A 23,073-nucleotide genomic window follows, 5' to 3' on the forward strand; every position below is an offset into this window, starting at 1 on the left:
CCCATAAACGGGCTCTGACTAATTGTAAGTAAGTGGTTTCAGAATCTATTTCACTCCCCTCTCGGGGTTCTTTTCACCTTTCCCTCACGGTACTAGTTCACTATCGGTGTCTGGTTAGTATTTAGCCTTACCGGGTGGTCCCGGCAGATTCAGACAGGGTTTCACGTGCCCCGCCCTACTCAGGATACGATCAAGAGATTTAACAATTTTGCATACGGGGATATCACCCTCTATGTCACTTCTTCCCAAAAGCTTCTGCTATCATTAAATTTTGTAACTCTATGTAGATCGTCCTACAACCCCACTTAAAAGTGGTTTGGGCTCTTTCTCGTTCGCTCGCCGCTACTAAAGAAATCATTATTTATTTTCTGTTCCTCATGCTACTAAGATGTTTCAGTTCACATGGTGTCTCACTCTTAATCCTATGTATTCAGATTAAGGCAGCTAGGCATTACCCTAGCTAGGTTTCCCCATTCGGAAATCCCCGTTTCATAGCACATATCCGGCTCCACGAGGCTTATCGCAGGTAATCACGTCCTTCATCGACTTCCAGACCCAAGGCATCCACCACAAACTCTTCCTTATTTAAAAGTATTTTCCTATTGTTTTAGTTTTGTTGATGTGTATTTTAAGACATTTCAATGAATCATATGTGTTATATGATTACTCGATGAATCAAAACAAATTAACCAAAATTAATTTATTTGATGTCGTTGTAAATATTTTAAAATAATTTACTATTCAGTTTTCAAAGAACAATTTTGAGAGTTTTGTTCTCTCAAAACTAGATATAAAGCTTTTAGACCTAAAAAAGCACATGACAATTATTATATAAGTAGGTCTAGTAAATTAAGGTTAATGTCTTTTAAAATAAAAAGACTGTTGTACTCCGTAGAAAGGAGGTGATCCATCCCCACGTTCTCGTAGGGATACCTTGTTACGACTTAACCCCAGTCACCAGTCCTGCCTTAGGCAGTTTGTTAATAAACCGACTTCGGGCATTACCAGCTCCCATGGTTTGACGGGCGGTGTGTACAAGACCCGAGAACGTATTCACCGTAGCGTAGCTGATCTACGATTACTAGCGATTCCGACTTCATGTAGTCGAGTTGCAGACTACAATCCGAACTGAGAAAGGTTTTTTGAGGTTTGCTCCATGTCGCCATTTCGCTTCTCTTTGTACCTTCCATTGTAGCACGTGTGTTGCCCCACTTGTAAGAGGCATGATGATTTGACGTCGTCCCCACCTTCCTCCCAATTACTCGGGCAGTCTCCTTAGAGTGCTCAACTAAATGTTAGTAACTAAGGATAAGGGTTGCGCTCGTTGCAGGACTTAACCGAACATCTCACGACACGAGCTGACGACAACCATGCACCATCTGTCATTCCGTTAACCTCGACTATGTCTCCATAGCTTTGCGGAAGATGTCAAAAGTGGGTAAGGTTCTACGCGTATCTTCAAATTAAACCACATGCTCCACCGCTTGTGCGGATCCCCGTCAATTCCTTTAAGTTTTATTCTTGCGAACGTACTACTCAGGCGGATCATTTAATGCGTTAGCTGCGCCGATGAGTTCCCCATCAGCTAATGATCATCGTTTAGGGCGTGGACTACCAGGGTATCTAATCCTGTTTGCTCCCCACGCTTTCGTCTCTCAGTGTCAGTATATGTCCAGTAAGCTGCCTTCGCCAAATTGGTGTTCTTCCTTATATCTACGCATTTCACCGCTTCACAAGGAATTCCGCTTACCTCTACATAACTCTAGCTTGCCAGTATCCAACGCGGTTTGGGGTTGAGCCCCAAATTTTGACGCCAGACTTAACAAACAACCTACAGACGCTTTACGCCCAATAATTCCGGATAACGCTTGCAACCTATGTATTACCGCGGCTGCTGGCACATAGTTAGCCGTTGCTTTCTAATAAGGTACCGTCAGAACAATATCATTTCCTATACTGTTTTTTCTTCCCTTACCACAGCAGTTTACAATCCATAGGACCTTCATCCTGCACGCTGTGTCGCTCCATCAAGCTTTCGCTCATTGTGGAATATTCCCTACTGCTGCCTCCCGTAGGAGTCTGGGCCGTATCTCAGTCCCAGTGTGGCGGATCAGTCTCTCAACCCCGCTAAACATCATCGCCTTGGTGGGCCTTTACCTCACCAACTAGCTAATGTTGCGCACCCCGATCCTTTAGCGGTCCAAACGGACCTTTTGTATCATCTTCATGCGAAAATGATAGGTATTTGGTATTATCAAATGTTTCCACTTGCTATCCCAATCTAAAGGGTACGTTGAGTACGTGTTACTCACCCATTCGCCGCTAAGTTCCGAAGAACTTCGCTCGACATGCATGTATTAGGCACACAGCCAGCGTTCATCCTGAGCCAGGATCAAACTCTCGAAAAAATTGACTGTCATGTTTATATATATCTAGTTTTCAAAGAACAAATTGTGCGTAATGTTTGTAAAACGCTTAATTAGTATAACACATAAAATATCAAGACAAAACAAAAAAATAAAAATTTTTCTTATTTTTAAAAATATGAATTTTTTATTAAATTTAAATAATTTTTTCTTATTTTTTTTGCAATGCGTTTTTTCTTACAAATATATATAAAAGAATTAAGGAGAATAAAGCATGAAATGAAACAATAAAAAATTTAAAAAACTATTACTAAAATATTTTAAATTTTTAAATAATTTTAAATCCATTAGCGTTTATATGAATGAAAATGTAAACAAAATTAAACCAAGATTAAGAATAATATTTCCAAAAAATTTTATTTTTCATTCTTTAGGGATTCAGTATTGTACAAAATTAAGATATAGATATAAAAATAAAATAGAAGATTTTGTAAAAGATTTAATTAATGATCAAATTAATTTTGATGAAATATTTAAAAATATTAAAAAACCAAACATTAATAAATTTTTAAAAAAATTACTAGCTCTAAAAATATTTTTAGAAATTACAGACAATCATAATGCTAAGTATAATAATGTTTTTTCTGGTTTTGATTTTTTTAAAATAAAACCAAGTTTTGATATTAACGGAACATATAATCATTCACAACTTTTACTAGCAAGCAAATTGGATAAAAATAATAAGCGTTGCGTGATCTACGGAATATTAAATAATCTATATGGCCTAAATAATAAAAATGATTTTTTCTATAATGAAAATAAACAAATTATAAATTCCGTTTTTGTTCCTATAAGTTTGAAATATCAAAATGATAAAAGTATTAATAAAATGAATTCAATGAAAATTTCATATTGTTTTTTAAATAATAAAAATGGGGTACAACCCCATTATTAATAAAATGAATTATTTTGAAAGTTTTGCAAAATAGGTTAATGTTCTTACCAATTGTGCTGTATATGACATTTCATTGTCATATCATGCAAACACTTTGTATAATTTTTTGCCATTTGCTTCTTTAACTTTTGTTAATGTAGCATCAAAAATTGAACCATAGTGTGAATTAATAACATCTGATGAAACAATTGGATCTGTTTCATATTTTAATGTTTCATTAGCAGCTTTTTCAAATGCTTTGTTTAGTTCTTCAACTGTTGGTTCTTTTTCTAATTGAACTGTTAAGTCAACAAATGAACCTGTAATTGTAGGAACACGTAATGCAAATCCATCTAAAATACCGTCAGCTTCAGGAACAACTAAACCAATAGCTTTTGCAGCACCTGTTGATGATGGAACAATATTTTGTCCAGCTGCACGAGCACGACGCAAGTCACCTTTACGATGTGGACCATCTTGTAACATTTGATCACCTGTAAATGAGTGAACTGTTGTCATGTAACCATTTTGTAAACCAAAGTTGTCAACTAAAACCTTAACAACTGGTGCTAAACAGTTTGTTGTACATGAAGCACCTGAAATAACTGTATCATCTGCTTTTAAAATGTCGTGGTTAACATTGTAAACAACTGTTTTTACGTCTTTTCCAGCAGGAGCAGACACTATAACTTTCTTAGCACCTGCTTTAACATGTTTTGATGCAAGTTCTTTTTTTACAAAAAAACCTGTACATTCTAAAACAATGTCAATTCCTAATTCTTTTCATGGTAAGTTTTCAGGGTCTTTTTCTGAAAATACTTTAATTTCTTTTCCATTAACAAAAATTGAGTTTTCTTTAACTTCAACTTCTGCTTTTAATGGACCAAAAGCTGTATCATATTTTAATAAATGAGCTAACATTTTTGGATCTGTTAAGTCGTTAACTGCAACAAGTTCAACTTCTTTATTGTTTGTTTCTAGTAAGTAACGTAATGTTAAACGACCAATACGGCCAAAACCGTTAATTGCAATTTTTTTCATTCTTTCTCCTTAGATGTATAAAAAATTTTTGCGTTACTATATAAAATAGTGAAACGCTGTATTTTTTGCTAATACAATTTAATTATATATTTATTTTTATTTTCCATGTTTCTAATAGTAATTATATTGTTATAACTTTATGGTAATGTTTTTACATAAATAAAATAAAGATCAAAAAACTTGATCTTTAAATTTTTATTTTATATTTTCTCATTTTCAAGATTTAACTTCAGGGATATCGGTACCATATTCACGTATATATTGATTATGATATTCAATAGTTTTTTCCATTTTTTCAACAAATGATTTTGCTTTTGAACCATAAACTGCTTTAGCTGCACTAGCTGCCATATGGAAACGGTCCATTTGTGATAATTGACGAATATCAAACGAAGTTGTAATATCACCATTTTCTCTATAACCATGTGGAATTAATTTGTGATTATGACGATCAAAGAATATATCTCTTAAAAGTCCTTCATAAGCATGGAAAGCAAAAACAATTGGTTTATTTTTAGTAAATATTTTATCAAATTCAATATTTGTTAATCCACGAGGATCATGTTTTGGATGTCTTAATCTTAATAAATCATTCACATTGACAAATCTAATTTTTAAGTTTTTAAATTCCTTATTTAAAATAGTTATTGCTGCTAATGCTTCTAAGTTAGGTTCTGTACCTGCTGCAACCATAACAACATCTGGTTCTTCATCGTTTTTTACATTTGAAGCTCAATCAATAATTTTTAAACCTTTTTCGACTATTTCCTTAGCTTCCTCAACACTATAAAATTGATTTCTAGGTTGTTTTGAAGCAACAATTAAATTAATAACATTTCTTTCAGACAAAGCCTTATCCATAGTTGCTAATAATGTATTTGTATCAGCTGGTAAATATTCTCTAATTAAATCTGGTCTTTTGTCAGCTAAATGAGATAAAATTCCAGGATCTTGGTGTGTATAACCATTATGATCTTGTTGGAAAGCTGTTGAAGTTGCAATTAAATTTAATGATGGATAATCATTTCTTCAATCAATTTCTTTTGCTTTTCTTAATCATTTCATATGTTGTGTAACCATAGAATCAACAACTCTTAAAAATGATTCATATGAAGCAAAAATACCATGACGGCCTGTTAATACATAACCCTCTAAAAATCCTTCTGCTTGATGTTCTGAAAGTTGTGAATCAATAATTCTACCTGCAGGACTTAATGCTTCATCCAAATCATTATCAATTCTTTCCATTCATTGTCTATTTGTTACTTTGAATAAATTATATAGTCTATTTGATTTAGTTTCATCTGGTCCGAAAATTCTAAAATTATCTGGGTTTTTTTCAACAACTTCTGAAAGATAACTTCCTAGTTCTACCATATCTTGTGCGATTTTTTCGCCAGGTTTAGCAAAATCTAATGAATAATTAGTTCAATTTGGTAATAATAATTTTTTAGGATTAATTCCCCCATTAGTAATTGGATTTATGCCCATTCTTTTATCTCCAAGAGGTGAAATAAAGAACTCATCTTTTAATTTTCCGTTTTCATCAAATAATTCTTCTGGTTTATAAGATCTTAATCAATCTTCTAATTTATCTACATGTTCCATTTGTTCTGCACTAACAGGAATTGGAACTTGATGAGCTCTAAAACTTCCTTCAACTGCTTCATTATTTCAAGTTTTTGGTCCTGTTCAACCTTTTGGAGTTCTAAGAATAATCATTGGTCAAACTGGTCTTGTTGCTTTTTCAGCAGAATTTTGACGAGCTTTATTTTGAATAAATTTAATTTCTTCAATTACTTTATCTAAAGTTTTTGACATTTTAGCATGCATAACTTTAGGTTCATCGCCTTCAACAAAGTAAGGTTTTCACCCCATACCTTCAAAATATTTTGTTAATTCTTTGTTTGTTTTACGACACAAGATAGTAGGATTTGAAATTTTGCCACCATTTAAATGTAAAATAGGTAAAACAGCTCCGTCATTTACTGGGTTAATAAATGAATTTGAAAATCATGATGCTGCCAAAGGTCCAGTTTCACTTTCTCCATCCCCCACAACTGTTGCTGCTATAACGTCAGGATTATCTAAAATAGCTCCTGTTGCATGAGATAATGAATAACCTAATTCACCCCCTTCATGTATTGAACCTGGAGTTTCTGGTGCTGCATGACTAGCTGTACCGCCAGGAAATGAAAAGTACTTGAATAAATGTTTCATACCTTTTTCATCTTGAGTTACATTAGGAAATAGTTCAGTATATGAACCATCTAAGTATGAATTTGATGTCATAACTTGACCACCGTGCCCTGGTCCTTCAATATAAAACATGTTTAAATCATACTTATTAATAACTCTATTTAGATGTGCATAAATAAAATTTTGTCCACTTATTGTACCTCAATGTCCAATTGGATAAACTTTAACATCATCTTTTGATAACTTAGTTTTTAATAATGGGTTGTTTCTTAAATAAATTTGACCAACAGATAAATAGTTAGCCGCTCTTCACCAAGCATCTACTTTAGTCAAATATTCTTTAGAATCATATTGTGTTTTCTTCATATTTTTCCTCTCTAATAATATTAATAAAATAATAAAAATTTATACTCATAAGATCTTATTACTTATATAAATATGTGTTTCTATTATATATAGATTAAAAAAAACGACATATTGTAATTATATTTTTAACATAAATTAATGGTAATGTTTGCATTATGGTTAAATTTAATAAAAACTTTAAAAGTTCATAAAAATGAAATTAGATTAAAATTTAATTGTGGCTTTAAAAATGCTAATTTATCACGATAAAGGTTGAACTTATAGCGGGCCCAGCGTAGTCTTTTGGCTACGCACTTTTTTAATACATCATAAAACACATACTAAAAACAAAAAAATCATAAAATTTAAACTACTTTTTTGTTTTATTTATAGTGAAATTAAGGAGTTTATTTTTTTAATGTACTTTATTCAGTAATAGAGTACATTTTTTATTCTCTTACTTCATAAAGATCTTTCTGTATTAATTAAAAACTAAATCTGCTTATAAGTTTTATGTTTGAAACTTATATATATTTAAGCATTAAATATATATAAAAATTTGAAAACATTATCTTCGCTTCAACATTCGGTTGCTCCTTCGCTTCGATAACGCTTTTCAAATTTTTATTCTAATTTCAAAGGTAAACAATATATAAGTTTCAAACATTTACAAAGAAATACCAGCAAGAATGCAGGTATATTAAAAATGTAATATACTTTTTCGCTCAATTAATATACTTTTTTTCGAAATTAAAAGTTTGTTAGGGGGCGAAAAAAAATAGACCCTTTTTAGATTTAGTTAAAAGACAAAAAAGGAGTAGTTAATGGAAATCCAGAAAGAAAGTACATTGGGCTATCACTGACTTGATAGTCTTATAAAAAACAAAAATAAATTTATGATAAACAATGAAGACACATTTAAAACAAATGTTTTAGGATTAGATGAGAAAATTCATGGACTTGTTCAAGGCCAACTTTATGTTTTAGCTGCAAGACCAGCAGAAGGAAAAACGACATTAGCAATTAATTTAATATTAAGGTCTTTGAAAAACTTAAAAGAAAATGAAATAATCATTTTTATTTCGTTAGAGATGAGCGCTAAAGAGATATTGAATAGAATTCTTAAAATTTTAAATAATTACGAAATAGGTATCTCGTTGCAAGAATTAATGAATACTAAAAAACTTTTAATAATTGATTATTCACATTCAAACGTTTCAAATATTAAAAAAATTATTCAAGAACAGCAAAAAACAAAAATAGTTAAATCTGTTTTTATTGATCATTTACAATTGCTAGAAACCTCAAATATTAATTTGCCACGGTATGAAAAAATGACACAAATAACAAGAGAATTAAAAATAGTTGCAAGAGAAACAAACATTAATATTTTAGCTGTTTCACAATTAAGTAGAGATGTTGAAAAAAGAACAAACAAAAAAGAAAGTTATGAAATTCAACTTTCAGATTTAAGAGATTCAGGTTCTATAGAGCAAGATGCAGATATAGTTTTATTTTTATATAAACCGAAAACAATTAAAACAAAAGAAGGAAAAAGCATTCAAAATAAAAACCAACATATTATTCAAATAGGAAAAAATCGAAACGGTTCACTCGGAATGATTCCAACAATCTTTTTTAAGGATAAATGTTTATTTACTTTTTTGGAGGATTATAAAAATGAAAAGAAATAGAGGTAATTTTTGTGTTATCTGTGAAACTAATTTGAACGATGTTGAAAAAAAATATGAATGAAATAAATATAAAGTATGTTCAAAAGATTGTTTAAATATTGTTCAAAGTTGAGCTATGGAAATAGATTTACCAAATTATGAATAAAATTAAACCTATTTTTAGATTAGTTGGTTCTAAATACAGAATGCTCGACTGGCTTTTCGAAAAAATGAAAATAGAAAAGTATACAAAATTTATTGATTTGTTTGGTGGAACAGGAATAGTTGGAGTGAATGTAAAAAAATCGTTCAAAAACATTCAAACAGTTTTAATAAATGATTTTGATAATATTTTGGAACCATTAGATATAAAACATGCTGTTTTATCACAAGTTTGTTTTAATGGTTTTGGTTCAGTTACAGAGCGGGCTTTGAGTTTTTTTAGTACCAAAATAAATAACGGTTATTTTGAAAATATAAAAGCATATAAAAATGTTTTAAAAAACTGTAAAGTTACACATTACGAAGCAACAGATTTTTTAAATAGAAAAAAAGAATATTTAAAAGAACATCAAAATGAACTTTTAATTTATATGGACATTCCTTATTATGACAAAAAACACAAAAATTCTTGTTTTTATAAAAACAAATTAAATATAGATTATTTTTTAGAAGTTATAACTAAGCTAAATGAAGATATTCCAGGCTTATCGATGGCTTTAAGTATCGACGATAGTAATCAAAAAGTTTTAAATAAATTATCACATTGAACAAAACATACCAAACAAATTAGTAAAGTAAACGCTTCACGCTCGGGCGTTATTAAAAAAGGAAATGAATATTTATTGATATGAGGAGAAAAAAATGATTAAAATAATTTGTTCTAAATGTAATTATGAAATGATTTTTGAACCAAAAATAAATCATTTGTCCAATATAGAAAAAGAGTCCGAAATTGATAAAAAAATTGAATGTAAAGAATGCACTGAATTAAAAAAACAATGAACAATTAATTTTCAAAAATTTGTAAATTCAACAAATGAAAAAGAAAGAAAAGAGATAGAAAAATGGGAAAAAAATGTTTTTTGAAACCATAGAGTGAAAATTCATGGTGAAATCTCTGCTTATGACAATAAAAGATATGGATACCAAAAATCGTTAACAAAGAAAATAAAAACGAAAGAAAAATAAAATGGAGAAAAAAGTTTTTAAAGAAAAACCTCCTATTTTCACAGAAGAAAAATTAAAAGAGATTTTACATTATACAGATTGCAATGAAAACCCTGCTTGAAACAGTTTTTTATCAAAAACAGTTTTTGAATTACATTCAGGCGCTAAAGGAGTATCAAAATCTTTTGGTCAAGCTGTTATTACTATTTTTCGTTTAGTTAATGATATTCGTTTTTGCAGTATGTGAACTCGTAATCAATATAACCATATTAAAAAAACATTACGACCTACTTTTGAAAAAGTATTGAGTTTCTTAAAAAACGAACATAATCTGGATTTTACGCCTTACGTGTCAATATATGATTCGGGTGTTTATTGAGATTATGACGATGGAGGATTAGGAAGAGCAATTTATTTTGAGAATTTCGAAAAAATTCAAGCATTTCAAGGAATTACTTTAAAAAATAATGATTTTCTTTTTGGAGAATTAGTTTTAGATGAACCGATAGAAGATCCTGCTGATACTTTAAAACTTCCTCATCAACTAGAAGAATTGTACAAATTGCAAGAGAGCAAATTGCCTTTATTAATTGCAAATACAGTTTCTCGTTTAAAAGCGCCTGATGATTTTCAAATAAAAATAAAATTTCTTTACAACATTTTTACTACTGACCACTGAATTATTAAAAATTATCATAATAATATTATTAATTTAGTTTTACCTAATGGAACACTTAACGAAGTAGTTAAAAAAGAATTAATCGAAAATAAATTTATCCAAGTGATTAATGAAGAGTTTAAGTCGAGTTTAGGAATTAGTTGCACAATGTATTCTAAATTTTTTGTTCCAAAAAAAGAATTAAGCGATTATCAAATAAAACAATTAGATTCTTTAGAAAAAGAGAACTATAAAATGTGAGTAATAACTGTATTAGGTTTTGCTTTTGAAGATCCAAACAACAAGCCTAATTATTTTTTAAGACCATATTTATATACTCCTAAAAACAAAAAATTAAATCAAATAAAAGTGATTAGAAATTTAGAGGAAATACCAGATAAAAGCATTGTTGCAATTTATGATGGTTTTGATCCAGGTTTAAGTGATAAATCCGCTTGAGTCAGAACTTTATTGTTAGAAAGCGGACACATAATAATATTGAATGCAATAGATAATTTAGGACAAAAAATAAAAAAGAAATCTTCTAAACCAAGAACTCAAATAAATGAATTATTAATTAATTTAATTAAAAAATCAAATGAAGAATTATTTATTAAATATAAAAATAAGTTCTTTAACAGTGATTTTAAAACGGTTATTTTAACAGATAATGACATTATAGCTGAATCGTTAAATTTATTAATTATTAAAGAAAACATAAATGCTTTTTGCATGTTGGCAAATCGACGAGATACAAATAAACAAAAATTTGGAATTATTAATAGGCAAAATTGACAAAAATGAATTTTTAAAAATCAAATGATTTTTTTAACAAAAAATTCTGCATTCATTATTGATTATTTAGCTAAACAAATGATATTGCCAGATGAAACAAAAAGAGATGAAACCATTAACAAAGAAATTTATGATTTAGTCAATGCTTTTGAAATGTCTTGCTCTATGTTATATCAATACCAATATTCAATGCAAATGAAAATAAATAAGGAGAAAAATGAACGAATTAAATAAAATGCAGATAACTTTAAGAGACTTGATGGAAAAAAGCAATGATATGACAAAAGATATTTTTGATATTCCAGGTTATTTTAGACCAAACTCTAAAAATGTTTATTTATCATTAGGAGCCAAAATTCAATCAAACACACTCGCTTTTAAAGTACCAGAAGTTAAATTTAAAAATGAATCGATTCAAAAACTTTGAGATTTAGATATTAAAAGAAATAAATTTTTAGAATTAATTCAACAATTAGAAACAAATTTATTCTTAAATGGTATTTATGGTTTAGGTATAACAAAAACTGGAAGATTCAAATTAGGAAAAGTTGATGATTATAAATATAGAGATTTTAAACTAATAAAACTTTCTATTGTTGTAGATAATGTAAACGATGAAAACGACTCTTATGAAATTATTAAAGAATATGATTTAACAAAACCAAAAAAAGACACAAATGATATTTATGTTTCTGTTTTTGCAAGAAACAAAATTAGCAAAGAAATAATTTCAATAGAAAAGTTAAAAAATTATGATTCTGAATATTTAACAGAAATAAAAGAAGAATTTATTCCTTGAATTATTTTTAAAAATAACTATTTGGGCAATAGTGAAATTGAAAATGTAGACAATTCTTTGTTTCAAATGTTAGACAATTCGCTTGAGTGTATTTTAAGAGATAATTTTTGGTCAAATCCCTTCATATTTATAGTTAATAATTTCGCTTCCGATTCTTCAAAAGACATTACTGATTCAATTTATGATTTTGGAAAAAGAGTAATTAGTACAAATTCTCTACTTTCAAATTCTGTTGCAAATCCAATTGAGTTTTATCAAGGAGTTTCGAATACCCAAAATATAATGCAAAAAATAGATAAATTAAACTATTTAATTAAGGATCAAATGTTTTTTAAAATGAATTCAGCAGATTTTGGAACTAAAAATATGCATAATGCTGAATTTGAACATTTAAATTCTAATTTTAAGGATTATTTCGAATCAAAAGCGAACGTAAGAGAAGAATATTATTGAGATTTTGTCGATTTGTGATTAACTAAATTAAAAATTGATGAAAAAGAATTTGAAATCATGGTTCCAAGTTCTACAAAATACTTAAAAAGCAAAGAATCAATTTATACAACTGATTTAAATGGAGTTGTTATTAATAAAAATAATAATTTTAAGGAAATTTCAAATGATTAAATTAGAAGAATATTTAGAAGATAATCAAATAAAATTACACAAATATAAAGTTAAAAACTTGAAAAATAATTATTTAAATTTAAGTTTGAAAGAAACTAACATAATTTTTTTAGAATACATTGAGGAAATTAAAGGAAATGTCGAAAATTCTAGCTTAAACATTAAAGAATTACCTAATGGAGAAAATAATGTCCTGCTTGAATATGTAGAAGATTTTACTTTTATTACAAATGAAGAGATATTTCAACCTCTGGACGAAAACGAAATAGATTTTTATTTATTCAGTTTTAAAGATCCGAATAATATTGATGTAAAGAAAGATAATTTTTATTTTATTCAAGCAAATTCTAATGTAACTTATGATTTATCAGAATATGAAAATCAATATTTGTTTGAAATAAATTTTTCAAATATAAAGCAATTAAAGAATTTTGATAGTAATAATGTCATTTTTAAATTTCGAAACAATGAAGATTACACAAGAAAAATAGAATTAAAAGTTCCTAATTCAGTAATTTTTTCTGATTTAGCTTTTATAGGAACTAAAACTAAAAGTAATGGAGAAAAAATAAATAATTTTTTAGCTAATGTAACATTAGAAAATGATATAAAATTTTTTCCTCATTTAATCCATCCTGTTGCAATTCAAAGTGATTATGTTTATTGATACGATTCATTTAATAATTATTTAGTCAGTTTATTTAATTTGTATGGAAACACACTATCTTTAAATGATTTAAAAAGAATAATTATAGATAAATTGAAAATATCTTTTGATGAAGCTAAAAAAATAGTTGAATCCTTTTTTAAGGTTTTACAAGATAGTCAACACGTTTTAAATGTTTTAATGTCAAATTTCGCAGTATTCAATAATGATGAACAAAAAATAAAAAAGTTTAAAGCTGATTACTATAATGGAAACAATCCCAAAGAATACATTGATTGAAAACTTAAAGAATTTTTTGATGAAATAGACACTTATAACGATTCGAGATTAAAAAAAATATTTGAAACATTAATATTAATGATGTCGAATTTATTGTTGTCCTCTTTTTGTTTCAAAGGTGGCTTTACACATGAACATGAATTATTTTTACCTCTCTATATTTCAAGTTTTAATAAATCTACGCAAAATTTTACTTTAGATTCGCATTATTTTTCATATCTAAACCAAAAATGAATTCCTAAATTTTTTATAAATAATCATAACGTTTTTGATTTCAGAACTAAACCAATAACACTTCCATTATTTCCGGAAAAAATAGAAGAATTAGATATTACAAATAGCCCTATTGATTTTAATACTTCAAACAGCTTAAATTTTAATTATTTAGGTTTTGCCCCAAGTAAAAAACAAAATTTAACTGATTATATTAATAAAACAATTTTAAAAAAGTCTTCAACAGGAATAATTAAAAGAACAATAACTTGAGATATAGACGATCCTGATGGAGTAGAAAGAACATACACAAATGTAAGAGGTGTGACAGAAGAACCAAATGTTTCGAATTTAAAAATACTAATAAATAAATATTATGATTGTTCTGTTTACAGGAATAGAGAAGACTTCTATAAATTAAAAGTACAAGAAGAAGCAAATAAATTTGTAGATGGTATTAATTCAAAAATAATAGTAGATTCTATTCCTGACAATGTCTCTGGCTATTTTTATGACGGAGAAATAGTAAGAACTTATTCTAGTGGTTCAAGAGGAAGAACAAAACATACAGTTGTTAAATTTAGAAAAGTTCATTTTGAAGTAGAAATAAGTATAGAAATAATAAATAATGATTTAGAAATTTATCAACCACAATTTTTATATAAAAATGAAAATGAATATTTAGAAACTTTTAATAACTTGGAGGAAGAATTAAATATTACATTTACTTTTCCAACAAATTTTCAGCTAGAAAAAATAATAATTAAATCTATTTTTGCAAAAAACATAAAAATAAAATTGAATGATGAAAATTGAAATAATTATAAATTAGCCTATTCAAACAACAAATTAAACACGACAACAAAAATAATTTTATAAATACAAAAAAACGAACTACTGCGTTTTTAAATAAAGATAGAAAAAATAAGGAGATTATAGTGAAAAATATAATTCAAAATTTAGCTACTGCTTTTGATATGACAATCGAAGAAGTAGAATCAAAATTAAAATTAAAGGAAAATTATACTTCAAAAGATTTTGCTAAATCTTTAGGAGCATATTCTGTATTCCCAACTAAAGAAGAACACGGAAATTATATTAGTGAAAAATTAGCTAATAAAGAAGAAATGATTTTCCAAAATGAAAAAACGATTTTAGAGCTTAATGAAAAAATCAAAAATGCAGAATTGGCTCAAAATCAAATAAAAAATTTAATTAATACAGAATGAAAAAAATTAGGTATTAAAAGACCGATTGAAAAGGAACAAATTGATTTTCAAAATTTAGATTTTGGAAATTTAACAAAATCTTTAATAGATTATGCAGAGCGAGAAGGCTTTTCATATCAAAAACCGGATTTTAATACATTTGCAAATGAAAAGAAAAACACAGAAATAACAAATAACGAGAACATTGATGCGATTAGTGTTAATGGAGCCGTTAAAAAATAAAGGAGAAAATTATGAAAATTTTAGATCAAATTATTGCACAAGCTTGAGAATCGGAATCGGGCGGGAACACAACCTATTCACAAGTTAAATTGACCGAAGTACAAAATGCCGAATTGTTAAAAAATTTTGTTTCAAAATCTTTAATTATGGAAGCAAGCAGAAATATAACATTAAATAAACAAGATATGACATCTGTTTGATTTTCTGACTTGTTAGGAGGAACAAAAAGAAAAAAAACAAAATTAGGAACAGGAGAATTCGACAAATTTTCTATTTCAAAACCTATCAAAATTGATTGAGAAGAACCTTTTTGTTATGCAGAAGGTTTGCCTGCTTATGCAAAGGATAATTTTCCAGCAACAGTTAGTCAAAAATTAGAAGCATTTTTAGAACAGGATTCAAAAGATTTTGAAAGAGATGGATTTAAAAAATTAGAAGCAGTAGCAAAAGCTAACACAACTTTTCAACCAATTTATGTAGATTTTAATAAAACCAATGGAGAAGAGTTATTTTCAAAAATTGTTACTGCTTGCGATGCTATAACTCAATTAGTTGATAAAAAACACGGAATTGATTTTGTAGAACCAGAAAAAATTATCATTTTTGCAAAACCAAGTGTTCTAAATAAAATTTCTGGTTATGCGATGAAAGGGGATCATACTACAGCAAGTTTAAAATTAGGATCTTATGACATTGGATCATTAGGTGGATATAGAACATTAGCGTGTCCTTATTTAAAGGATACTAACGTTGTTATTACAACAACTAATTCAATGGCTAATGCTAGAAAAATCATTGCTGCTTCAGCTGGAAAAATTGATAATTTATCTGCAGATTTGGGTGCTTATTTAGAAACTACTTCTTTATCAGAAGTTGTTAAAAAAATGATTCCTACTGCGTTAATTCACAGAGATTCAACACAAGAAAAAGACGCTTAAAACAAAACAAAATAACAAACAATGATTTCTTATGGTTCAAATTTAGAATTAAAAAAACCCTTACCAGAATTATTAAAAATTCAAAAACCTGAAGAAAAAGGATTTTTATATTATTTACATTCATTTTTAGATTTTGTCGGAGAAGTTGTAATCGATGTCATTAGTGAAGCAGTTACAATTGCAACTTTTGGAAATAAATTTATTGGAGAAACAGTTGAATTAGTTTTAGGATTTGTTAAAGATGTCATTATTGATTTGGCAATTTATCAAAAAGTTGATTGAAAAAACGTCCTAGTCAATGCAGCATGAAGATTAGGAACCATCGCTTTTATGAATGGTTTAAGAAAAACTAAAAACTTTATAAAACAAATTAATAAAGGTAAATATGCTAAAACAATTTCAAAAACAACCAATTTTGTTAAAAAAAGTATTAGTTTTATTAAAAATCCTCAAAGTTTATACAAATATTTTTTAAACAAAGTTTCTTACAAAATACAAAAAACTTTTTTTAAATCAACGAAGTGAAGCAAAATTCAAATTAAAAAAATTAAAAAAATTATTAAAAACATAATTAATTACGGAACATATTGAACCAGTTTTGGAATTAGTTTTTACAAAGCTGATGATAAAGCTAAATTTTTATTCAGTAGGACAAAAAATTTAGCAAGAATTAGATTTAAGAAATTAACTAAAAAAATAACTAAAGATATTTATGACAAAAGAATAAAAAATTTAGCTAAGAAAAATCCTAAAAATATTTACGAATATCAAAAAATAATGAAACAACATAATCAAACTTGAATTCAATTTTATGATTCAAATTGAATTGATGGTTTGAAAATAGCTTCTACTGATTGAATCGAAAATAAAAACGAACAATTTTTGTCTTATTATGTTTTTTTTAATCGTTTAACAACAAACAATAAAAATGCACTTTTATTTATTGACAGACCTATTGAAGAATTTAATAATTTTATAAATTCTTCTTCAAAAGGTAAATATTATTTAGACAATTTAGCATGAGGCTGAAACGTTGGAAAAGCAATAAGAAATCAAAATAAAACAGGAAAATCTAAATTCTGAATTAGCAAATTAGAAAAAACTGCAAATAAATATGATATTCATTTTTTAAAGTCAATCAGAGAATTCGATAAAACAAGCAATACAACAATTGAAACTTTTCGAAATCAATTTAAAGTTTTATCTTCTACTAGAAATAGAAAATTAGGAAATAGAATTGCAGTTGAATTTAATAATAAAAAAGTTGTTTTTTACAAAAAGAAAAATGAAGAACAATTTAATAAAACATTTAAAAATTTTAACAATATAAAAAGAACGAGCAAGGGAATAAATTTAATCATAAAAAAACCAAAAAGACTATAAAAGGAGAAAAATGACAAAAGAATCTATTTTAGAAATAATAGGAGTTAGCTTAAATGGTTATAACCGATATTTTAATATTGCAAAAGAATTTCGAATTCCTAGTAAATTAAAAAAATTCTATTCTAATAATACAGAAGAAGAAATAAATGATTGTTTTATTAATATAGCAGGAAATATTTTTAATCAAATAGATGTTTTACTTTCTATGAGACTTTCCTGAGCCGTAGAATTATCAAAAAGAAATGACAAATTCATTCTTTTTGTTTCTCCACAAAGAGCTGAAAATTTAGTAAAAGCTATTTATGAAGAAATTTCCTTTCGAATACTTTCTAATTCTTTTCCTGAATTCAACAATAAATTAGATTTATTGATAGGAGGTTTAAATCGTGTTGGTTTTGCTAGAGATTATTCATCCATTGAAAGTGTTTTAAGTCCTATTCCTGCAGGTTTAATCATTAATTCTGCTTGAAACAAATTTAACATTGAACAACAAAAATTAAATTCAAAATATTTAGAATATATTGAACAAAAAATTCAAAATATTGAAAGAAATTTAAATCAAAATGAAGATGATGATACTTCGCAAAGCACAAAAATCGAGGCTAATAAAAATAATATAGAAAACGCAAATAATCTAATAAATGTAAATAAGCAAGAAATCAATACATTAAAGCAACTGAATAATAATTTTGTTCAAGAACAGCAGGAACAAAATTCCAAAATAGCTAATTTAGAACAATCAAAAACTCTGCATGCATCTAAAATAGCAAGTATTGAAAGTTTAAATCAAGACCAAAGTAATTTAATTAATCAATTAAATTTATCATTACAAGCAAATAGCAATAATGATGCTGATACATTAAAAAAATTCAATCAATTAAGCACAGAATATATTTCTAAAAATGCAGAATTAAAAACAGAAATAACAACAAATAAAAATACAATAGAAACAAAATTAGATAAAAATATTTGAGATAATAATGCTCCGTATGCGCCATTAAATAAATTAGCAAGATTTAATGCAGATATTTTTATAGACAATAATGCCGGTCAAGCTGTTAATAGATTAAAATTTATTAGGAAAGATAATAACACACTATCAGAAATATTTTACGAAAACGACAATATGATTTTTGCAAGTTATGATGCAAATAGCAAGGTATGAAAACCTTTAATTTCTTTTCACAAAGGTGGTCATTTTAATGAATGTGAATTGAAAAAATATATCGACGATAGTAATCAAAATTTAACTAATAGATTAAATAGTTTGTCAATAACTCCAGAATTAACAAATAAATGAAACAATTTAGAAAATTCTATAAATCGGTTGGATGAAGAATTGCGGGTGTTAAAAAATAAAACTTATTCTTTTAAAGCTAAAAAAATTTTTTCTAGTTCGTGATCAGAACCGAATGGATTTCAAAATGGTTGATATAAATTTTTAGTAATAGATGACGATTTTTCTATTGTTGAAATAATTTTGAAAAATAACAATAATCAATATTCAGGAACACAAATAGTTCAGACACAATTTAATGATGCTGATTATAAAAACGTTTTTAATATTGATTTTCCTTGAGTTGGCTATAACAATTCTAATAATTATGGTTCAAAACTGTCGCTTGCTCATTTTACATTAAGCGACAAAAAATTGACATTTAATTATGTCGGTAAGATATATGACAATGAAACCGACGGAATTAAAATAACGGAAATTAAAGTGAATGTTTATTCTTTTGAAATAAGGAGTTAAAAATGAAAATATTTAATTTTATATTATTAATTTTTTTAATAAGTTTAATAATTTTATTTATTTTATTAGTTTTGAATGCAAATTATGATTTGCCAAATTGAATGTCAAAAATAATAAATTGAATTCCATTAAATAAAACAAAATAAATAAGGAGATATATAAATATGTTAGAAACAATAGAAAAAATTTTAAAAATTGCTGGTTCTACAGCATCAATTGTTGGTTTTTTTGTAGGTATATGTTTATTCATTAAAATTAAATTAAAATCAAAACCAAACAAATTAGAAGCATTAGGAGATATTGTTAAAGAAATCCCTTTTTTTATAGATAAAGCGGAAAAATTATTTCCTTCAAATAATGAAGTGAAAATGGGTAATTTTAAATTTAATTGAGTTCTAGAACAAATTGAAAAATTAGCTGGAACAAAAAAATTTAAAAAAGCAAAAAATGAAATTAAAAAAGAAATAAATGATGTTGTAGACAAGAAAAATGCGGGAATGTTTATTCCTGCTTCTAATACATCAAATATGCCTTCAAATCACGCAGAACCAATTAAATGAAATTAGACTTTAACAAAAGAAAAACAAGCCTAAATAGGCTTGTTTTATATTATTAAATCAAAGTTAAAAACTTTTTCATCTAAACGTTTATAAGTTTCAAAAGTATAACCTGGAATTTTCACAAACATAACTGCATTTTTAATGATTTTGGTTCCATCAGGTTTTGTAATTAAATATGGCTTAAAATCATATTTTCATATGCCCATATAATCACTTTTTGCATTTGTAATAACATCTATTGTTAAGAGAGGTTTAGGTGGAGAAAAATTTTTATTATTTTTATTTGTGTGGTAAACATCCCATGTTTCTTTAATTTGTTCTTTTGTAAAATGTTTAAAAAATAATTTAGAAATAATTAGAGTAAATTTAGAAAGTTCATTTTTATTTTCAGGTTTTTCAAAATATTTAATTTTATCTAAATATCATTCGTAAGTACCTACTTGTTGCAAATCAGGGAATTTGGTAATTCTTGGGTAAAATAATCATTCAAAATCTCCTGGAAAAACAAATGTTTTATTAGGATTCAGGTAATCTTCTATTCATTTATTTAATTCATTTTTATCATTAAAATTGACAAAATTATTGTTTGATCTAGTTTTATACTTATTAAAAAAATCATCTAATTTTCAAGTTTTTGGAATTTCATTAATAAAATTATTCAAACTATTATTTAGTTTTTCGATTTTTGAACTGTTATCACAAGAAATTGTAATTAAAGGCAATGAAGCTGGCAATACAGAACCTAAAAATAAAATTTTTTTCTTTCACATAATTAAATTTTATTAAATTTTTTATTCTATTTGAAATAAAAAGCTAAAAAAGTACCTTACAAAAAATAATATACTTTTTCTAAAAAATGTGTAAAATAATGTTAGTAGGAAAACGCACTTCCTTACATTAATTTTTCCTACTAAATAATAAAAAGAAACCTAGGAAAACGCACTTCCTAGGCAAGAAAATTATAGCATATATAACGCTTGTTTATTTGCATTTTTTGCAAAACCTTTCTTGCCTTAGGCTCGTGCTGCCTAGGCAGGAAAGGTTTTTTTATGTCAATAAAAAAAGATATTCAAATGTTCTTAAATCAAAACTATAAAAATGAACAAACTAGAAGAAATGCATCTATGGCTTTAAGAAGAATTGAGCACTTAAATAAAATAGATGTATCTGAAATAAACGAAATATATAAAAATATTCCTATGAACGCATTATCAGGCTCAAGTAGAAACACAGAATTAGCGTATATAAGAAAATTTATAAAAGTAATGTCTGAAATAAATAATTCTTATTACAACGTACATCAATTAATAGATTTTGAAAATGATAGCAAGCCAAAAAAAGTTTTTACAGAAGAAGAAATGGAAATGATTTTAAAGGAATTAAAAAACTTTAATCATTCAACTTTTGAAATGGTATTTAAACTTTTACTTTATAATGGTTGCCGATTAGGGGAGTTTGTAAAAGTTCCTTGAAATAAAATGATAAATATGAATTATGAATTTCAATTAAAAGCGTCAAAACATGGTAGATTCAGAACTATCACAGTTCCTTATGAATTACAAAAAGATTTTAATGAATTTGGTGTTGATTTATCATATAACACAATACAAAACTTATTTAATAAATTTAATAAGTTTGTTAAACAAAATAATCCAGATTTTAACAAAAATATAACAGCTCACGTTTTAAGAGCACAATTAATAACAAATATGCACTTAAGAGGAATTGGAATTGATGAAATACAATGTGTAACAGGTCATATGAATCAATCAACTATAACTACACATTACATTAAAACAAATGCAACTTATCATAAACAGTTATTAAAAATGGCTAATATGAAAGCTTTTGATAGTATGGAATTAAATAAAGTAAAAAGTCATGCACAAATTCAAGAAAAACAAATTAGTTATTTAGAATTGCAAAATGAAGAACAAAAGGAAATAATCAAAAAGTTAAAGACTAAAATTTCTAAATTAGAAGGAAAGGAATTATATGAAGAACAATCATCTGAAAATGCCGACATGAAAAGAACTAAAAATGAATATAAAACAAATACTGATAAAAACTTCTCCAACTTCATTTTCAGTTTGAAAAGCAAAATATCAAAAACAATTTTTAACAAAATTGAAAATATGAATGAAAAGAAATAATAAATCCTTTGATTTAATTCCTGAATATTACAATGTCTTGTTTTATTGATCTTTTATTAATTTTCAAAGAGAGAAATTACTAATAGAAGAATTGAATAAAAATAATTATAGTGTAAATAGAAGTTCGATGAAAGAAGATGGAATTCATAAAATAGATTTGATAGCATGTAAAAATAACATTAAATATTTTATTCAACTTAAAAATCGAAAAAGTAATTTAAAAGAAACTGAAAGAAAGATTTTAATACATTACTCTATTTCTAAAAATGCAATTCCTATTTTAGCTACCAAAACACTAAAAGATTTTAATTTTATTAATCTTTTGAAAAATGAAGAAATTAAATTATTTAATTAATAAATCGAACGCAAGCGTTTAAAGCATTGCGTTCGATTATATTATTATCTCTATTGTTATTAGTGTAAAAATGTTTTTAATTTTTACACTAATAACATATATTTATATTTATTTTTTATAAATAAATATAAATATTATCACTAATATATTAATTTAATAGCTAAAAATTAAATAATAAAAACTCAACGAAAACTTTAAATGTTTCGTTGAGTTTAATAATACAATCTATTTTTTTCTTTTTGTTTATCAATTTTTATATAAAATAAGAATAGAAAGATTTTTATTTTTAATATTTTTTTACTCCAAAATAAAGTAAAAAGTATATTAAAAAAGTATCTTATAAAGTACATTATTTTTTTAATCGCGAAACATACAATGTAAAAAAATGAGATGGATATGATAGATTCATTAATAGTTTTTATAAATTTTGGATAAAACTATTTAAAATTTTATTTATTTTATTTTTGCATTGATATATAATGAATATACTTAAATAAAATAAGTGATTTTTTAAATAAAAATGAAAAACAATATATAATAAATAGGCACTGGCACCATAGCCAAATGGCCAAGGCACGAGTCTGCAAAACTCTGATTACGGGTTCGACTCCCGTTGGTGCCTCCAAATTATGCGCCCATAGCTCAACTGGACAGAGTGTTTGGCTACGGACCAAAAGGTTAGGGGTTCGACTCCTCTTGGGCGCGCCATTTCATTGA

General features: G+C 26.6%; 19 protein-coding genes, 2 tRNA genes and 2 rRNA genes. 18 read left to right on the forward strand and 5 right to left on the reverse strand.

Annotation, left to right across the window (positions count from 1 at the left end):
• Together T388_RS0102200 and T388_RS0102205 are read right to left on the reverse strand one after the other, a co-directional pair.
• Nucleotides 1-591: ribosomal RNA gene (locus tag T388_RS0102200) — 23S ribosomal RNA — on the reverse strand; the annotation flags it as partial.
• Nucleotides 592-895: 304 nt separating this feature from the next.
• Nucleotides 896-2,408, reverse strand: a 16S ribosomal RNA gene (locus T388_RS0102205).
• Between the two features lie 232 nt (nt 2,409-2,640).
• On the opposite strand from T388_RS0102205, the gene T388_RS0102210 reads away from it, so the two are divergent.
• Nucleotides 2,641-3,321, forward strand: coding sequence for a hypothetical protein (locus T388_RS0102210; RefSeq protein WP_027120694.1), 681 nt, complete (start codon nt 2,641-2,643; stop codon nt 3,319-3,321).
• A gap of 9 nt (nt 3,322-3,330) precedes the next feature.
• Here the strand turns inward: T388_RS0102210 and gap are convergent, their stop codons facing one another.
• Nucleotides 3,331-4,341, reverse strand: coding sequence for a type I glyceraldehyde-3-phosphate dehydrogenase (gene gap / locus T388_RS0102215; protein ID WP_027120695.1), 1,011 nt, complete (start codon nt 4,339-4,341; stop codon nt 3,331-3,333).
• Between the two features lie 195 nt (nt 4,342-4,536).
• Entirely contained in the window at nt 4,537-6,906 is a 2,370-nt protein-coding gene (locus tag T388_RS0102220) for a phosphoketolase family protein (RefSeq protein ID WP_027120696.1), read from the reverse strand.
• A gap of 803 nt (nt 6,907-7,709) precedes the next feature.
• Here T388_RS0102220 and T388_RS03715 point away from each other — a divergent pair.
• Genes T388_RS03715 through T388_RS0102285 form a run of 13 tightly spaced genes read left to right on the forward strand, consistent with a single transcriptional unit; the run spans nt 7,710 to nt 19,854 of the window.
• Nucleotides 7,710-8,579, forward strand: a complete 870-nt coding sequence (locus T388_RS03715) for a DnaB-like helicase C-terminal domain-containing protein (RefSeq protein ID WP_051586197.1) — start codon at nt 7,710-7,712, stop codon at nt 8,577-8,579.
• Entirely contained in the window at nt 8,566-8,724 is a 159-nt protein-coding gene (locus tag T388_RS03890; protein ID WP_156930248.1) for a hypothetical protein, read from the forward strand. Before T388_RS03715 ends, T388_RS03890 begins: the two co-directional genes overlap by 14 nt.
• Nucleotides 8,717-9,430 (forward strand): DNA adenine methylase, encoded by a 714-nt coding sequence (locus tag T388_RS0102235; RefSeq protein ID WP_027120697.1) that lies wholly within the window; start codon nt 8,717-8,719, stop codon nt 9,428-9,430. Before T388_RS03890 ends, T388_RS0102235 begins: the two co-directional genes overlap by 8 nt.
• Nucleotides 9,423-9,749, forward strand: a complete 327-nt coding sequence (locus T388_RS0102240; RefSeq protein WP_027120698.1) for a hypothetical protein — start codon at nt 9,423-9,425, stop codon at nt 9,747-9,749. The genes T388_RS0102235 and T388_RS0102240 overlap by 8 nt, the downstream gene beginning before the upstream one ends.
• A 1-nt stretch (nt 9,750) precedes the next feature.
• Nucleotides 9,751-11,415: a hypothetical protein gene (locus tag T388_RS0102245; RefSeq protein WP_027120699.1), complete on the forward strand. Its 1,665-nt coding sequence runs from the start codon at nt 9,751-9,753 to the stop codon at nt 11,413-11,415.
• The gene (locus tag T388_RS0102250) at nt 11,399-12,604 is read left to right on the forward strand and encodes a hypothetical protein (protein WP_027120700.1); all 1,206 of its coding nucleotides are present in this window, start codon (nt 11,399-11,401) and stop codon (nt 12,602-12,604) included. The genes T388_RS0102245 and T388_RS0102250 overlap by 17 nt, the downstream gene beginning before the upstream one ends.
• Nucleotides 12,597-14,642 carry a hypothetical protein gene (locus tag T388_RS0102255; protein WP_156930249.1) on the forward strand — a complete coding sequence of 682 codons (2,046 nt, stop codon included), beginning with the start codon at nt 12,597-12,599 and terminating at the stop codon, nt 14,640-14,642. The genes T388_RS0102250 and T388_RS0102255 overlap by 8 nt, the downstream gene beginning before the upstream one ends.
• A gap of 59 nt (nt 14,643-14,701) precedes the next feature.
• Nucleotides 14,702-15,214, forward strand: a complete 513-nt coding sequence (locus tag T388_RS0102260; RefSeq protein WP_027120702.1) for a hypothetical protein — start codon at nt 14,702-14,704, stop codon at nt 15,212-15,214.
• A gap of 11 nt (nt 15,215-15,225) precedes the next feature.
• Entirely contained in the window at nt 15,226-16,152 is a 927-nt protein-coding gene (locus T388_RS0102265; protein WP_036456884.1) for a hypothetical protein, read from the forward strand.
• 21 nt (nt 16,153-16,173) lie between these two features.
• Entirely contained in the window at nt 16,174-17,535 is a 1,362-nt protein-coding gene (locus T388_RS0102270) for a hypothetical protein (protein ID WP_027120704.1), read from the forward strand.
• Nucleotides 17,536-17,545: 10 nt separating this feature from the next.
• Nucleotides 17,546-19,288 carry a coiled-coil domain-containing protein gene (locus T388_RS0102275; protein ID WP_027120705.1) on the forward strand — a complete coding sequence of 581 codons (1,743 nt, stop codon included), beginning with the start codon at nt 17,546-17,548 and terminating at the stop codon, nt 19,286-19,288.
• A gap of 2 nt (nt 19,289-19,290) precedes the next feature.
• Nucleotides 19,291-19,434, forward strand: coding sequence for a hypothetical protein (locus T388_RS03895; protein WP_156930250.1), 144 nt, complete (start codon nt 19,291-19,293; stop codon nt 19,432-19,434).
• A gap of 18 nt (nt 19,435-19,452) precedes the next feature.
• Nucleotides 19,453-19,854 (forward strand): hypothetical protein, encoded by a 402-nt coding sequence (locus T388_RS0102285; RefSeq protein WP_027120706.1) that lies wholly within the window; start codon nt 19,453-19,455, stop codon nt 19,852-19,854.
• A 38-nt stretch (nt 19,855-19,892) separates the two neighbouring features.
• Here T388_RS0102285 and T388_RS0102290 read toward each other — a convergent pair whose 3' ends face one another.
• Nucleotides 19,893-20,618 carry a variable surface lipoprotein gene (locus tag T388_RS0102290; protein ID WP_027120707.1) on the reverse strand — a complete coding sequence of 242 codons (726 nt, stop codon included), beginning with the start codon at nt 20,616-20,618 and terminating at the stop codon, nt 19,893-19,895.
• A gap of 279 nt (nt 20,619-20,897) precedes the next feature.
• Between T388_RS0102290 and T388_RS03940 the strand changes: the two genes are divergently transcribed.
• The 4 genes from T388_RS03940 to T388_RS0102310 all read left to right on the forward strand — a co-directional run bounded on the left by T388_RS03940 (nt 20,898) and on the right by T388_RS0102310 (nt 23,064).
• On the forward strand, nt 20,898-22,001 hold the full coding sequence (locus T388_RS03940; RefSeq protein WP_027120708.1) for a tyrosine-type recombinase/integrase: 1,104 nt from the start codon (nt 20,898-20,900) through the stop codon (nt 21,999-22,001).
• A complete protein-coding gene (locus T388_RS0102300; RefSeq protein WP_245598351.1) occupies nt 21,988-22,356 on the forward strand; it encodes a hypothetical protein in 369 nt (122 codons plus the stop codon). Before T388_RS03940 ends, T388_RS0102300 begins: the two co-directional genes overlap by 14 nt.
• 550 nt (nt 22,357-22,906) lie before the next feature.
• Nucleotides 22,907-22,981 (forward strand) — tRNA-Cys (locus T388_RS0102305).
• A 6-nt stretch (nt 22,982-22,987) separates the two neighbouring features.
• Nucleotides 22,988-23,064 (forward strand) — tRNA-Arg (locus tag T388_RS0102310).
• Nucleotides 23,065-23,073 lie beyond the last annotated feature (9 nt).

Origin of the sequence: Mycoplasmopsis lipofaciens ATCC 35015, assembly GCF_000686585.1 — a bacterium.
In the GTDB taxonomy this organism is placed as follows: Bacteria; Bacillota_I; Bacilli_A; order Mycoplasmatales; family Metamycoplasmataceae; genus Mycoplasmopsis; species Mycoplasmopsis lipofaciens.